Genomic DNA, 14,423 nt, shown 5'->3' on the forward strand with positions numbered 1-14,423 from the left:
GGAGTGGATGCGATGACGTCACCGAAAACTCAGATCGTCATCGTCGGTGGGGGCGCGGCCGGACTCGAGCTCGCGGCCAAGCTCGGCCGGCGATATGGCCGCAAGCACCACGACATAATCCTGGTCGATCGCAACCGGACGCACATCTGGAAGCCGCTGCTTCACGAGGTCGCGACCGGGTCGCTCGACGCGAACATGGATGAAGTGGGCTATCGCAGCCACTGCCACCGCTGGGGGTACCGGTACTTCTTCGGCAAGCTGGCGGGGATCGACCGTGCCGCGCGGCAGGTACGGCTCGCCGCGGTGCTCGACGAACACGGGCGCGAGGTCGTGGCGCCTCATTCGATCCGCTACGACTATCTGGTGTTGGCCTTCGGTTCGGTGACGAACGACTTCGGCACCCCGGGCGTGGCGGAAAACTGCTTCGTGCTTGACAGCCGCGCGCAGGCCGATCGCTTCCGTGACCAGCTACTAAACCAGTGCCTGCGCGTATCGCGCACCATGTCGGTCGATCCCGCCAGCGACGCACGCGTCCGCGTGACGCTAGTTGGAGGCGGAGCGACCGGCGTGGAGCTCGCGGCCGAGCTGTTCAACGCGGCGGACGCGCTTGGCTATTACGGCCTTGAAACGTTCGATCGGTCGCGGCTCGATGTGACGCTCGTCGAGGCGGGGCCGCGCATCCTGCCCGCCTTGCCGGAGCGACTCGCAGCCGCGGCAGCAGGCGAACTGACGGCGCTGGGAGTGTCGGTGCGTACCGCGACGCCGATCACGGCTTCTACGCGCGAAGGCATGGTGACCAAGGCTGGTGAGCTGATCCCGGCAGACCTTCAGGTCTGGGCGGCGGGGGTCAAGGCTACCCCGGTGCGCGACGGCCTGGACGGGCTAGAGACATCACGGACCGGGCAGGTCGTGGTGCTGCCTACCCTGCAGAGCGCGAGCGACAACCGCATCTTCGCAATCGGTGATTGCGCCTTCTGCCTCTTGCCGGGGCAGGAACGCCCCGTGCCGCCGCGGGCGCAGGCCGCGCACCAGATGGCCGATGCATGTTTCGACAATCTCAACCGCCTGATGGCAGGCCGCGTGGCGCGCGCCTTCACCTACAAGGATCACGGTTCACTGGTGTCGCTAAGTCGCTTCTCGACTGTGGGAACGCTGATGGGCAACCTCGTCGGCGGCCGCATGGCGGTCGAGGGGCGGCTGGCGCGTGTGATCTATCTATCGCTCTACCGAATGCATCTGATCGCCATACACGGGTGGCTGAGGGGCGCAGCGATGATCGCGGTTGGCCACGTCAACCGCATCGTGCGCCCGCCGCTGAAACTTCATTGAGGCGGGGCTGCAAGTGTCGTCTTGCCCGCGTACTACCGCGCCATGAGTGAGATATCAGAAGCACCTTCCGGCCAACGTCGTCGCGGCATCCAGTCGGTTGAAATCGGATTGCAGGTCCTAAAGGTCATGAATGCGCTTGGTGGTCCGTCGACGCTCAGCGCAATCGCGCAGGCTGCTGGCATGGCCGCTCCGCAGGTGCACCGCTATCTTCAGAGCCTGATCGCCAGTGAGATGGCGCAGCAGGACGCCGAGACCGGCCGCTACGATCTCGGCCCGGCGGCCCTGAAACTGGGTCTGTCCGCGTTGGCGAGGACAGATGCCTTCCGCCTGGTTGACACGCTGATCGGCAGTTTCGTGGCGAGAACCGGCGCGACCGTTCAGGTTGCGGCGCTCGGACCCTCCGGCCCGACGATCGTGCGGTGGTATGCCGGCCAACCTGCCATCACGACGTCGCTGACAGTCGGCTCGATCCTGTCGCTGCTTCATTCGGCAACTGGCCGCGTCTTCCTGGCATTCGCCCCCGAGACGCTCACGGATCCTGTTCTCTCCGCCGAACTTCGTCGCACGCCGATGAAGCGCGTCGATCTCGATCGTATGTGCGGGCTGATCCGCGACGAAGGACGGGCTCATGCAAGCGGAACAGTGATGCCTGGCCTGGAAGGATTCGCCTTCCCGATCTTCAACCTGCAGGGAACGCCCGTGCTGGTTGCAACGATGCTAGTCTCCGACGCTGTCAGAACCGTCGACCACGCTGCCGTTGAGGAGCTGGCGGCGATCTGCCAGCAAATCGGTCAGCAGCTCGGCTGGCCTGGCGGCGAATAACGAATAGCCTCCTCCTTCCACAGACCACTCTCGCTCCGCGCCCGTGGCTAATTTGCCCGACGCTGCGCGACGGCATTGTGGAGCGAGTGTGGTGGCCTGAAAGTTGGGGTATGGGTCGTGGCCACGGCGAGGGGCGCATTTCCGTCTCAGACAGATCCGTCCGCTAAAACTCTCATCAGCTGCGATGGGTAAGGAGCGACCACGCCGCCGAGCTCGTCCCAAGAGGCTGTGAGCCAACGCTCATAGTCATCGTCATGAAGGATAACTGGCATCGCTTTAGGATGGATCGGCACCACAATCGCGTTCGGCTCCGTAGTCAGAAAGCCGTAAGCGTTACCGCGCTCAGTGGGGCGCCAGATACCGGCGAAGGCGAAGATGGGGCGGCTCGGTACGTCGAACCAGTGCAGCGGCTTTTTGCCATCCTCACCGGGAGCGATCCCGTATTCCGAGAATGACGTAACAGGCACCAAGCAGCGACGCGCCGGCGTGGTCAGCATGGATCGCCAGAAGCTCGAGCTGAGATTGCGTACGTTGGTCACGTACTTCGTCAGCTTGACTGATGGATCGCGCTTGCTGGGCAACTGCGTCGGTACGCCCCACTCCATGCGCTCGAGCCGGCGATCGTCGCCGTCCTTCACGATGACAGCGCCATAGAAGGGCGTCTTCTTGCCCGTCGGGAAGATGTCGCCGACGGGGAACGTCTCGTCTGGCTCGTAGGGTGGCCGAATGCCGAACGTCGCCATCACCTCGGCCTGCTTGGCCGTGAGCCGATACCGATTACACATCCGCGCCTCCTGTCGGCGCCGGCGAGCTGCCTCACCGGCGCCCATGCATCAGAGCTTGTCCTTCAAGCCCTTGGCAGCCGTGAAGGCGACCTTCTTCGACGCCGCGATCGTCATCGTCTCGCCGGTCGCCGGGTTGCGGCCCTCACGCTCCGAACGGTCCTTGACCGTGAACTTCCCGAAGCCATTGATCGAGACCTCCTCGCCCTTCGCAGCCGCAGCCGCGATCTGGTCGAACACCGCGGTGATCGTCTTCTTCGCGTCCGCCTCGCTCGTGCCCGTCGCAGCCGCGACGCCCTTGGCCAGCTCACCAACGTTCATGCTATTCGTACTCCCTGAGAAAACGCGGGGACCATACTGATGACAGGCGCTGAGACAACGATCGTGCTCGACGACGCGAGCGCCAGTGCGATCCGGTTGATGCTGTCGAAGCTCGACGATCACGACGTCGCGGCCGTTTTCGAGATGGTTGGTGGCACCGGTCCGATCGGTGACCTCGCCGCGAAGGCGATGAAGGATCGCAACATAGATCTGTAATCACTAGCTTACCCGCACAGGGAGGGGAGGGACCGGCATCACGACGGAGGGTGATGATGGTAGATCGACGTAAGCGGCCGCAAGGCGGAGCCGACGTTCTCGTCTTCCTTGATCGGCATCGTCTCGCCCACACCCCTGACCATTACGCCTTCGCCCACGAGTACCTGAACGGCGACAATGAGCAGCTACGAGAGCGGGTGGACGGTGCGATCGACGGCGGTGTCCGGCTCACCGAGGAGCAGGTCCAAGAGCTTCGCCCAGCTGTACGGACGGGGCTTGCCTCCGAGCTGGATCATATCACCATGCGCGTGATCGACGTCGTCGGGGATGCGATGGCTGTCACGTCCGATCTCAGCCGTGAGCTGGTCACCGCGTCGGCAGCGCTGCTCGACGAGCCGGGCGCTAGCGCCGGGCCATTGCTCGCCACGATGCTGCGCCGAGCGGAGAGCGCGGAGGCGAGTTTCGCTGAAGCTGCGGCCCGCGCGCGGCAAATACGAGCCGAGCTGACCGCGCTACAAGCGGCGGGGAAGCACGATCCTCTCACAGGGCTGACGAACAGGACGGTCTTCCAAGAACGGCTAGCAGGCGATCTCAGAAGCCCGACATGCGTCGCGCTCGTGGACATCGATGGGCTGCGCCAAGTCAATGACGGGCACTCGCCGGGGGTTGGTGACCGCCTGCTGAAGGTCGTAGCACGTGCGCTCGCCGAGTACGGCCGCAGCCATCTCGTCAGCCGGTGGGATGGTGGCACCTTCGCACTTCTCATCGAAGGCATGGATCTGCGCGCCGCAGGAGAGATGGTCACAGCCGCATGCGAGGCGATCGGAGCGCGCGAGTTGAAGGTACGCGAGAGCGACGCGCCGCTTGGCCGGATCTCGCTATCTGCCGGCGTCGTAGCCAGCCGCGGCCGCGAATTGGGGGCGCTGCTCGAGGCGGCGTGGCAGCAGCTTCGAAGCGCAAAGCGGAGCGGCGGAAATCAGGTGAGCGTGGAAGGCGCTGTCACGGTCGTGCGATGACGATGAATGGTCGCAAGGGGCGTCGCCCTTCGGGCCCTGACGAGTGTAGCTCGTGACGGTGCTACTGGCGCTCCTGCTTGCAGTAGCAGCCTCCCCATCCGACCGGACGGTGTTTGCGTGCCGCATGGGCGACCGGACTGCCGCAGTCGTCAGGAACGGGTCGAACTTGGTATATCGATCCGTACGGCGGGGACGGGGCGAGTTGGAGGTCCCTCAGGGACGCTACGCCCAGGAGGGGTTCTCAGGCGGAGGTGAACTGCAGGCTGCCTTCCGCAACGGCCCATGGACCTACGTCGTCTACGAACGCACCGTCAGAACAGGCTTCTACGGCACAAACGATCCGAGCTTCGAGGCTGGCGTCGATGTGCTGCGGGGAGGCCGCGTTGTCTCTCGCGGACGCTGTGCCGATAGCCACGCGCAATTCACTGAGCAATTAGCCGGCGCCATGGAGGGGCCGTTCGTGGAGCACTGACAGACCGCTCCTGGCGAATGCATGATCGCCAGTCCTCAATCGCCGTCAACGAGCGATCATCGTCCCACCTGCCGCTCCCTTGTGATCCTGGGATCCTCGTACAGGTCGCGCAGCGCGCGTTGACGAAAGGCGTTCCACCAGCGTTGCCAGCGATGCTCAGCGGCATCGTGGATCATGTGGCACCGCTGACATAGCGCCTTGAGATTGGCTGGTGCGCTGTTGCTCGGATCATGATCGAGATGCGCGCAGGCCAGGACGACGTAAGTCACCCGTACGCTGGCGAGCGTGAAGCCGCCCGTCACGGCAATCCGCTTGCCACCGTCCGAACGCCAGCACGCCGACCTCGCGTCCCACCAGCGGCCGTCACCGAGATGCGCGACACGCTGAAGGTGCGGCCGACCACACTGTTCGCAGCGCCTGCCGGCGCGCTCGAACCGGATCCTGCCTGACAGCTGCTGCCAGTCGATCGGGTACAGCCAGCGGTTTTCAGCGCGGATCGGCATCCGGATTCTATGAGTCACGTCGCGACTCTTGGAAAGCGCTTTTTCCCCGCTTTGTTGGCGCTTCGTTGCGGTGCCGTTCTCCTCAAATCGATGAACCGAGCCGATCGGAGCTTGACCAGCAGCTCTCATTTACGGAACATAAAGGGAACGAGTAGAGTCTTAGAAACCGATGTCCGCCGCCCTCGATTCCTTCGCGCCAAGCATAGCGCATCTGCGGACGATCGCCACGCCTGCTGCTGACTATCGCGTCATGCCGTTCGGCGTGGACGCGCTCGACAGCCGGCTTGGGGCAGGGGGGGTGCGTGCCGGCGCGCTGCACGAGGCGGCTGCACGGAGCGCATCGCTGGTCGACGATGCGGCCACTACGCTCTTCCTTGCCGGTATTGCCGCGCGCGAAGCGGCAGGGGCAGGGGGGCCGGTGCTGTGGGCTAGCTGCCGCGCCGACCTGTACGCTCCGGCGCTGGAGCAAGCCGGCCTGCCGTCGGCCAACGTCATCTACGCCCAACCGCGGGACGACGCGGCGCTGCTCGCAGTGGTCGAGGATGCGGTGCGGGACGGCACGCCGGCTGCGATCGTGGCGGAAGCGAGCAAGGTCTCGATGGTGGCAACGCGCCGCCTGCAGCTCGTCGCGGCCGACGCCGACATGCCGGTGCTGTTGCTGCGCCGTGCGCGCGGCCTCAACCAGGACGTGTTCGCCGAGCCCTCCGCCGCGTGGACGCGATGGCGGATCGGTGCCGCGCCTTCCGAGCGGCTGGGTGTCGCGGGTGTGGGAAGAGCGAGATGGTCGGTGGAGTGCGTCCGACAGCGTGGGGGTGAGGGCTTCTCCCTGATTGTGGAGGGCAGCGATGAGACGGGTCGTCTCGCTGTTCCTGCCGAGCTTGGCCGTGGAGCGGCTGAGACGGTTGGAACGGTCCGCTTCGCGGCAGCCTGACGGACAAGTCCTCGAGCTGCCGGTAGACGACGACCCCGGCGCCTGCTCGGTGCCGCGGGGCGGTGGATGGCGGCCAGGCGCGCGCTGGGCGCGGGAAGGCATGCCCTCGCGCGGCGACGTCGAGGCGCAGATCGCGAGGCTGCCGACCCATGCACAGCCGCCCATGCGCGAGCTCGGCCGGCGTTCTGAGGCAGCTAACCACCCCTACAAGGCGGCAACTCCCGCGCCGCGCATCAGCGTACCCGCCGCCAAGCCCCTCGAGCACGCGCCGCTGGCGCTGATCGACAAGGTCGGTCGACGCGAGGAGGTGGTCGCCGCTTGTGACGGAGCGCGCGCGCTGGGCGTTCATCCCGGCATGGCGGCGACCCACGCGCGCGCGCTTGTCTCCGATCTCGATTTCCGTCCGGCCGAGCCGCAAGCCGATGCCGCGCTGCTCGACCGCCTGGCGCTCTTGGCGGTGCGCCGCTGGTCGCCAATCGCTGCGGTGACACCGAACGATGGTCTCTGGATCGATTTGGCCGGCTGCGAGCACCTGCATGGCGGCGAGGAGCGCTTCTGCCGGCGCCTGATCGCCTTTTGCAGGCGGGCAGGCTTCACCACGCGCGTGGCGGTCGCGGACACTCCCGGTGCCGCGCATGCGCTCGCGCGCTACGGCCGCGGCGATCTCATCCGCGCGGAGCCGGGCGCGACTGCCAGCGCACTCGCGCCTCTCCCGATCGTGGCGCTGCGCCTCGCCCCGAATGCGCTTAGCGCTGCGCGTCGCTTCGGCTTCGAGACGGTTGCGGATCTCCTGCCGGTCGCACGCGGACCGCTCGCGCGTCGGCTCGGCCTGCGGGCGATCACCCGGCTCGACCAGGCGCTGGGTGCGGTCGCGGAGCCGATCACCCCGCGCGAGGACGCCGAGGTGCCGCTAGTCGAGCGCCGGCTGCTCGAGCCGATCGGCACGGCCGAGGCGATCGAGCAGGTCATGGGCGACCTGCTGCGCGATCTCGCACGAGTGCTGCAGGAGCGCGGGCTCGGCGCGCGCGCACTGCGGCTCACCGGCCTTCGCGTCGACGGCACCGAGCAGGTAGTCGCCGTCGGCACGTCGCGGCCGACGCGCGAGGTGCCGCACCTGCTGCGGCTCCTGAAGCTCAAGATCGAGCGGATCGATCCCGGGATGGGCCTGGAGCAGTTCTGGCTCGTGGCGCCGCATACCGAGCCGCTCGATGCAGTCGACCTCGGCGCGGTGCTCGCCGGCGAGACGCTGGTGCGCGACCCCGCCCGTCTCGTCGACGTGATCGCTGGCAGGATCGGCCCGCGCGCGGTGTTCCGTGTGGCACCGGTCGAAAGCCATGTGCCGGAGCGAGCCGTCGCCCGCTCCGACCCGAACGAAACGCCCGGACCCTGGCCAAAGTGGCCGCGGCCGATCCGCCTTTTCCCGCGGCCCGAGCCGCTCGCGCGGGTCATGGCGCTGATGCCCGACCAGCCACCCCGCCGCTTTGAGTGGCGTGGCAAGACCTACAAGATCGTTGCCGGCGACGGTCCCGAGCGCGTCCATGGCGAGTGGTGGCGTCGTGAGGCCGAGGTGTGGGCGGTGCGCGACTATTACCGCGTCGAGGACGAAGAGGGCGGCCGCTACTGGGTGTTTCGCCGCGGCGACGGCTTCGAGGACGACACCGGCGATCTCAGCTGGTGGATGCACGGGGTCTTCGGATGACCCACTATGTCGAGCTGCAGGTGCTGACCCACTTCTCGCTGCTGCGCGGTGCGTCCTCGCCGGAGGAGCTGTTCGCGGCCGCGGCGCTGCTCGGCTATCCCGCGATCGGTGTCAGCGACATCGGCACGGTCGGGGGCGTCGTGCGCGCATGGGAGGCGCAGAAGGCCACGGGCGTGCGCTCGATCGCGGGCACGCGGGTGGATCTTTCCTGCGGGCGGCGACTGCTACTCTACCCCACCGATCGCGCCGCTTGGTCGCGCATCACGCGGCTGCTCACCGTTGGCAAGAAGCGGGCAGGGAAGGGCGCGTGCCTGCTCCACTGGCACGACCTCGAGCCCTGGTCCGAGGGCGTCATCGCCATCCTGCTGCCGAATGAGGCGGACGAGGAGAACCTGGCGGCGCTGAAGGACCTGAAGGCGGTCTACGGGCGCCGCGGCTACATGGCGCTTTACCAGCGACGCCGGCCGGGCGACGCAGTGCGCATCGACGCGCTCGCGCGGCAGGCGGGCGGCGCCGGCGTGCGCGCCGTCGTCACTGGCGACGTGCTCTACCACGCGCCCGAGGCACGCCTGCTGCAGGACGTCGTGACCGCCGTGCGCGAGAAATGCACCGTCGACGAGCTCGGCTACCGCCGCGAGGTGAACGCCGACCGCGCGCTGAAATCGCCCGACGAGATGGTGCGCCGCTTCCGCGCCTACCCGGATGCGCTGCAGGCGAGCGTCGACATCGCCAAGCTCTGCACTTTCGACCTCGGCGAGCTGGCCTACCAGTACCCGCACGAGCGCCTGATCGAAGGGCTGACGGCGCAGGAGGCGTTGCAGAAGCTGGCGACCGAGGCGGTCGAGCGGATGTTCGATGGCAACGTGCCGGAAGCCTACACCACGCAGATCGCGCATGAGATGCGGCTGATCGGTGAGCTCGGCTACGCGCCCTACTTCCTCACCGTGTACGCCATCGTGCGCGAGGCGCGCCGGCGCGGGATTCTCTGCCAGGGACGAGGGTCGGCCGCGAACAGCTGCGTGTGCTTCGTGCTCGGCGTCACCTCGATCGACCCGATCAAGCACGAGCTGCTCTTCGAGCGCTTTGTCTCTGGCGAGCGGCGCGAGCCGCCCGACATCGACGTCGACTTCGAGCATGAGCGCCGCGAGGAGATCATCCAGTGGATCTATGAGACCTATGGTCGCAACCACTCCGCGCTGACGGCGGTCGTGACCCGCTACCGCGCCCGCGGCGCGGTGCGCGACGTGGGCAAGGCGCTCGGCCTGCCAGAGGATCTGACCTCCTCGCTCGCCGGCCTCGTGTGGGGCTGGTCGGCCGAGAGCGTCGGGGAGAAGCAGGTCGACGAGCTCAACCTCGACATCGCCGATCGACGCCTACGCCTGACGCTGGACCTCGCGCGCAAGCTGATTGGCGTGCCGCGTCACATGTCGCAGCACCCGGGCGGCTTCGTGCTGACGCATGACCGCCTCGACGACCTGGTGCCCATCGAGCCCGCGGCCATGGAAGACCGCCAGATCATCGAGTGGGACAAGGACGACATCGACGCACTCAAGTTCATGAAGGTCGACGTTCTCGGCTTGGGAATGCTCGGCTGCATGAACCGCGCCTTCAACCTGCTCGAGCAGGACAAGGGCATCCGCGTTGGTCTGGCGGACCTGCAGGACGATGATCCCGACGTCTACGCCATGATCCAGAAGGCCGACACGCTCGGCACCTTCCAGATCGAGAGCCGCGCGCAGATGAGCATGCTGCCGCGCATGAAGCCGCGGCGCTTCTACGATCTCGTCATCCAGGTCGCGATCGTGCGGCCGGGCCCGATCCAGGGCGACATGGTCCACCCCTACCTGCGCCGGCGCGAGGGACTCGAGCGGCCGGAGTATCCGCGGCCCGAGCTGCGCGCCGTGCTCGAGAAGACGCTCGGCGTGCCGCTGTTCCAGGAGCAGGCCATGAAGGTCGCGATCGTCGGCGCCGGCTTCACGCCGGCCGAGGCGGACCAGCTGCGTCGCGCCATGGCGACCTTCAAATTCACCGGCGGGGTCAGCCACTTCAGCGAGAAGCTGATCGGGGGCATGGTCGAGCGAGGCTACCCGCGCGAGTTCGCCGAACGCACCTTCCGCCAGCTCGAGGGCTTCGGCTCCTACGGCTTTCCCGAGAGCCACGCCGCCAGCTTCGCCAAGATCTCCTACGCCTCGTCGTGGATGAAGCACCATCATCCGGACGTGTTCTGCGCGGCGCTGATGAACGCGCAACCGATGGGCTTCTACGCGCCGGCGCAGATCGTCCGGGACGCGCGCGAGCACGGTGTCGAGGTACGCCCGCCATGCGTCAACGCGAGCCGTTGGGACTGCACGCTCGAGCGGACAGGCGGACGCTACCTGGCGGTGCGGCTCGGGCTCAGGCAGATCCGGGGCCTGTCGAACGCGGACGGCGCCAAGATCGTCGCTGCGCGCAGCACCACAGCTTACGAGAGCGTCGAGGACGTCTGGCGCCGCTCCGGCGCGCAGCGCGCCGCGATCGAGAAACTGGCGGACGGCGATGCCTTCCACAGCTTCGGCGCCGATCGCCGGCAGGGTCTGTGGAAAGTGAGGGGGCTCGGTGAGGCGCCGCTGCCGCTGTTCGCCGCGGCAGATCGCGCAGCCGAGACGCAGAGCGCTGAGGGGATCGAGCCCGAGGTGCAGCTGCGCTCGCTCACCGACGGTCGCGAGGTGATCGAGGATTACCGCAACCTGCAGCTGTCGCTCCGCGCGCATCCGCTGTCATTCGTGCGCGACGAGCTGACGCGCCGCGGCGTGACGCGCTGCGCGGATCTCGCCAGCGTGCGCGACGGCCGCCATGTCGAGGTCGCCGGCATCATCCTGGTCCGCCAGAAGCCCGGATCTGCGAAGGGCGTGCTGTTCATCACGATCGAGGACGAGACTGGCATCGCCAACGGCATCCTCTGGCCCGACCGCTTCGAGGCGCAGCGCCGCACCGTGATGTCGGCCTCCATGGTTGGCCTGAAAGGACGGGTGCAGAAGGAAGGCGAGGTCATCCACGTCATCTGCGACCGCATCGTCGACCATGGCGACCTGCTTCACCGTGTCGGCGACATGTCGTTCCCGCACCGCACTGGCCGCGGCGACGCCGCCCAGCACCCCGGCTCACCCGATCGCGGCGACAAGGAGTGGAGCCCGGAGCCGCGCAACTGCTACTGGCCGCCCCACGCCGAGGGCATGGATCCTGAGGACGTCGTGCGCTTCAAGTCGCACGACTTTCACTGATCCGTGGCGACGCTGCCTCGGCACCAGCGCGTCGTGATCGCGCTATCGGTGCACATCCTGCGCGCCGGCGTGGCGAAATGCTCGGAGACGACGGTCGACGGGATCGAGGTGCGGCTCGCGCTGCGCTGCCTGCTGCCGCACTGCCCGGAGCGCTGGCCGCTTGAACTCTACTGGGACGCCGCCTCGCAGACGAACGAGATCGGGCGCGCCCAGGGCGTGACCGCCGCCTTCAACGGGATCGTGCGGCAGCTGCGGAAAGCAGGGCGGTACGAGGACGTTTCGCCACTGTGAGCGGCCGGCCGACGAACGACACCTCCTACCGAACGCTTGGCGAGTGGGCGGCTGATCGCGCCGACATGCGGATCGTCTGCGCGTGCGGCCGCACCATTAACTTCCCTGCAGAGCGGATCCTTGAGCGCTTCAACGGCGACGGCGAGATCGCGACCAAGATGGTGCGGTTACGCTGCCGTAGCTGCGGTAGGCGCGGGCACGCTTCGCTTTCGGCGATCCCGGCATTGCGGCGATAGCGGTCAGCCGGCAGCTGGGGCCGGCCGAAAAGGTGGCCCATCGATCTGCAGAAGGAAGCATCGATGGGCCTCAGATCTTGAGGCAAATGGCTGGGCCCATCGTACCAGGGCTTCAGGGAGTTGTACGTCATCCGTAGTGACCCAGCGGGAATAATAACCAGGATTGGTTGGGATCGTTCCTCTCGCTGAGCCTTCAAACCAGCCAGAATAAGCGCCAATTTGGTCGCAATCGGTTGCAAACGCTGGCGAAGCTCATCCACGCCCTCGAGCAGCTAGGGAGTAGAGCGATGGATGCTTTCAAGGAGATCGAGGAGACGCAGGTTGCTCTCGATCAGGCTTACGCCAAACTCGTCGCGCTTCGACAAACTCACGATGTCGAGGACTTGGGTGAGGTTCACGGCCGCGCCGAGGAGGCGCTCGCCGGCGCGCGCGCTCTGGTCCAGATGCTCGAAGAGCTGGCCGCCGAGAAGAAGCCGTAGGCTTCAGTCGCAAAAAAGGGGGCGACGCCTTCGCGCCGCCCCCAGAAAGAGCCCCCCTCATGGAAGCCCTTCGGGTCGCCCTCGCGCTCTAGCAGGCGGGCCGCTGTGCGCATTGGACGAATGAACCGGATTGAACGGTCTTCCTTACAGGCGCGAGGCTCGCAAACTCAGCGCTTCGGCGTTGCCGCCCGGCTCAGCCCGACGATCGCGCCGACGCCAAGCGCCACCAACCCACCGGCGGCCCAAGGCAGCTTCTGCGCCTCCAGCATCAGGCTCGTCGACCTCGCATGCACCTTCTGCGAGCCGTGCGACGTGCCATCGCTTCGTGCCTCGTAGAGGTTGTCCCGGCGAGCCGGATCGCCCGGGTCACTCGGCTTCTGCTGTATTCGGGTGCCGATCACTTCCATGGCGAAGTCGGTCAGACGCGGAGCGATCTGACCCACCAGCGACGACAGCACGCCACCACCTCCGACGTAGAGCTCACGGCGCTGATTGGCGCAGGCGAAAAGGATCGCGTCGGCGACCAGTGACGGATCGTAGAGCGGCGGGGGCAGCCGCGGTGCCTTGTCCATGAAGTTGCGCGCGTGCTCAGGATAAGGGGTGTCGATGGCGCCGGGCTTGATGAGGGTAACGGAGATGCCGGCGCGGTCACGCTCCAGCTCCATCCGAAGGGCATCGGTCAGGGCCTGAACGGCGTGCTTTGTCGCGGAGTATGGCCCCTGCTGGATGATGGCGCGATCGCCGAGGATGGAGCCGACGTTGATGATCGCGCCGCCTCCGCGGGTGCGTAGATGACGCGCTGCGACGAGGCTGCCCTGAAGGGTGCCGAAATAGTTCACGTCGAACGCCCTGCGGTGATCTGCGACCGGCACCTGCTCCACGGTGCCGTAGGTTGCGGCCGCTGCGTTGTTCACCCAGCTATCAAAGCCGCCGAACGTCTCGATCGCGATGTCCGCGATACGCTCGACATCGGCCTCGTTGGCCACGTCGCCGGCGACGACAGCCACCCGACCTCCCGCTGTCCTGAGGTCGGCAGCGACGCGCTCCAGCGCCTCTTCGTTGCGCGCGGCAATCACAACCGCAGCGCCGCGGCGGACGGCCTCACGTGCTGTTGCCAGCCCGTTGCCGCTACTCGCGCCGGTGATGACGATGATCTGCTCGGCAATAGGCTTCAGGCTCACGGCCATGGCAGTCTCCGGTTTGATGCTGGGCCTAATCCCATCGAGGAAAGGCCGCTCTCCCGGTGCAACTCGTAGCATTGGATGATGGGCTCAGCCCTCGAGCCTGATCGATCGGGCTTACGCTCCCTCATGCCGCGAGCGATGATGGCCAACTCAGATCCGCGGAGCCCGACTCCGGTCTTTGCGGCCGAGCAGAAAGGCCCAGAGAAGGCCTAGGACCGCTCCGCCCGCTACGAAGAAAAGGACGTTCTCAGGCGGCGCAGCCGGTGCAATCCCAAGCTTTAAGATGTAGACGATCAGACCCACCACAACACCGCCCAGCGTGCTAAACAACAGCCGGGACCCGTCACGTGGCCCGGGGCGTGCCGGCTTTTCGCTCGATCGTGCCACTGGTGCTCTCCTTTCAAACAGGGAAGGGCCGATCCGCTGGGGCTACTGACCCTGCTTCTGGCGAGTGTCACCGCGCAGATCATCGGCGGTGAGCTCGTCCTGCTTCTTGCCGAGGATGTCCTCGTCCTCGCCGTCCTTGCCCGGATCTTTCGTCCCAGCCTCGTGCGGATCATCCTCGATGTCGGCGTCGCGCTCGAACGCGCCCTCGCCAGCTTGCGCATCATCCGACATGCATATCTCCTTTAGGTGATACGGCTCACCCGTTACCACGTTCGCCTTTGATGCCGGCCGCAGCCTGGTCGAGCTTCTCTCGATCGTTCCCGACGGAGGCGATCAGCTCCCGGGCCTGTTCCTGGCTGAGGCCGTGCTTGGAGGCGAAATACTCGACCTCGTACGGCTCGCTGCCGGAAACCCGGGCGCGATCCCGCTCGCCGCGGTTTGTCTTATCGTCAGCCATGATACACTCCTGATCGTTGGTGCTCCTAACGATCAAAG

General features: G+C 66.7%; 15 protein-coding genes. 9 read left to right on the plus strand and 6 right to left on the minus strand.

The genetic code is table 11. The features are described from left to right. The first annotated feature begins 12 nt into the window (after positions 1 to 12). Positions 13 to 1,329, plus strand: coding sequence for an NAD(P)/FAD-dependent oxidoreductase (locus EV292_RS18360; RefSeq protein WP_132910706.1), 1,317 nt, complete (start codon positions 13 to 15; stop codon positions 1,327 to 1,329). Positions 1,330 to 1,350: 21 nt separating this feature from the next. After that, positions 1,351 to 2,151 carry a helix-turn-helix domain-containing protein gene (locus EV292_RS18365; protein WP_165927177.1) on the plus strand — a complete coding sequence of 267 codons (801 nt, stop codon included), beginning with the start codon at positions 1,351 to 1,353 and terminating at the stop codon, positions 2,149 to 2,151. A gap of 146 nt (positions 2,152 to 2,297) precedes the next feature. Here EV292_RS18365 and EV292_RS18370 read toward each other — a convergent pair whose 3' ends face one another. Beyond that, entirely contained in the window at positions 2,298 to 2,936 is a 639-nt protein-coding gene (locus EV292_RS18370; RefSeq protein ID WP_132910708.1) for an SOS response-associated peptidase family protein, read from the minus strand. A 48-nt stretch (positions 2,937 to 2,984) separates the two neighbouring features. Continuing rightward, on the minus strand, positions 2,985 to 3,254 hold the full coding sequence (locus EV292_RS18375; protein WP_132910709.1) for an HU family DNA-binding protein: 270 nt from the start codon (positions 3,252 to 3,254) through the stop codon (positions 2,985 to 2,987). A 63-nt stretch (positions 3,255 to 3,317) separates the two neighbouring features. On the opposite strand from EV292_RS18375, the gene EV292_RS22765 reads away from it, so the two are divergent. Continuing rightward, the gene (locus tag EV292_RS22765; protein ID WP_165927178.1) at positions 3,318 to 3,470 is read left to right on the plus strand and encodes a hypothetical protein; all 153 of its coding nucleotides are present in this window, start codon (positions 3,318 to 3,320) and stop codon (positions 3,468 to 3,470) included. Between the two features lie 56 nt (positions 3,471 to 3,526). Next, the gene (locus EV292_RS18380) at positions 3,527 to 4,486 is read left to right on the plus strand and encodes a GGDEF domain-containing protein (RefSeq protein ID WP_165927179.1); all 960 of its coding nucleotides are present in this window, start codon (positions 3,527 to 3,529) and stop codon (positions 4,484 to 4,486) included. Between the two features lie 528 nt (positions 4,487 to 5,014). On the opposite strand, the gene EV292_RS18385 is transcribed toward EV292_RS18380, so the two are convergent. Continuing rightward, positions 5,015 to 5,461: a hypothetical protein gene (locus EV292_RS18385; protein WP_132910768.1), complete on the minus strand. Its 447-nt coding sequence runs from the start codon at positions 5,459 to 5,461 to the stop codon at positions 5,015 to 5,017. 169 nt (positions 5,462 to 5,630) lie between these two features. Between EV292_RS18385 and EV292_RS18390 the strand changes: the two genes are divergently transcribed. From EV292_RS18390 to EV292_RS18410, 5 genes are all read left to right on the plus strand, one after another. Further along, complete coding sequence (locus tag EV292_RS18390; RefSeq protein ID WP_207913478.1) at positions 5,631 to 6,392, plus strand: protein ImuA; 762 nt, start codon at positions 5,631 to 5,633, stop codon at positions 6,390 to 6,392. Further along, positions 6,307 to 8,091 (plus strand): DNA polymerase Y family protein, encoded by a 1,785-nt coding sequence (locus EV292_RS18395; RefSeq protein WP_279432439.1) that lies wholly within the window; start codon positions 6,307 to 6,309, stop codon positions 8,089 to 8,091. The genes EV292_RS18390 and EV292_RS18395 overlap by 86 nt, the downstream gene beginning before the upstream one ends. Further along, positions 8,088 to 11,351 carry an error-prone DNA polymerase gene (locus tag EV292_RS18400; RefSeq protein ID WP_132910711.1) on the plus strand — a complete coding sequence of 1,088 codons (3,264 nt, stop codon included), beginning with the start codon at positions 8,088 to 8,090 and terminating at the stop codon, positions 11,349 to 11,351. The genes EV292_RS18395 and EV292_RS18400 overlap by 4 nt, the downstream gene beginning before the upstream one ends. A 3-nt stretch (positions 11,352 to 11,354) precedes the next feature. Next, on the plus strand, positions 11,355 to 11,642 hold the full coding sequence (locus EV292_RS18405; protein WP_132910712.1) for a hypothetical protein: 288 nt from the start codon (positions 11,355 to 11,357) through the stop codon (positions 11,640 to 11,642). Between the two features lie 523 nt (positions 11,643 to 12,165). Further along, complete coding sequence (locus EV292_RS18410; RefSeq protein ID WP_132910713.1) at positions 12,166 to 12,357, plus strand: hypothetical protein; 192 nt, start codon at positions 12,166 to 12,168, stop codon at positions 12,355 to 12,357. Between the two features lie 167 nt (positions 12,358 to 12,524). Here EV292_RS18410 and EV292_RS18415 read toward each other — a convergent pair whose 3' ends face one another. The 3 genes from EV292_RS18415 to EV292_RS18425 all read right to left on the minus strand — a co-directional run bounded on the left by EV292_RS18415 (position 12,525) and on the right by EV292_RS18425 (position 14,385). Further along, a complete protein-coding gene (locus EV292_RS18415) occupies positions 12,525 to 13,544 on the minus strand; it encodes an SDR family oxidoreductase (RefSeq protein ID WP_165927180.1) in 1,020 nt (339 codons plus the stop codon). Between the two features lie 426 nt (positions 13,545 to 13,970). After that, entirely contained in the window at positions 13,971 to 14,159 is a 189-nt protein-coding gene (locus EV292_RS18420; protein ID WP_132910715.1) for a hypothetical protein, read from the minus strand. Positions 14,160 to 14,184: 25 nt separating this feature from the next. Then, positions 14,185 to 14,385: a DUF3606 domain-containing protein gene (locus EV292_RS18425; protein WP_132910716.1), complete on the minus strand. Its 201-nt coding sequence runs from the start codon at positions 14,383 to 14,385 to the stop codon at positions 14,185 to 14,187. Between the last annotated feature and the right edge of the window lie 38 nt (positions 14,386 to 14,423).

It is taken from the genome of Sphingomonas sp. BK235 (assembly GCF_004345855.1).
Taxonomy (GTDB): domain Bacteria; phylum Pseudomonadota; class Alphaproteobacteria; order Sphingomonadales; family Sphingomonadaceae; genus Sphingomonas.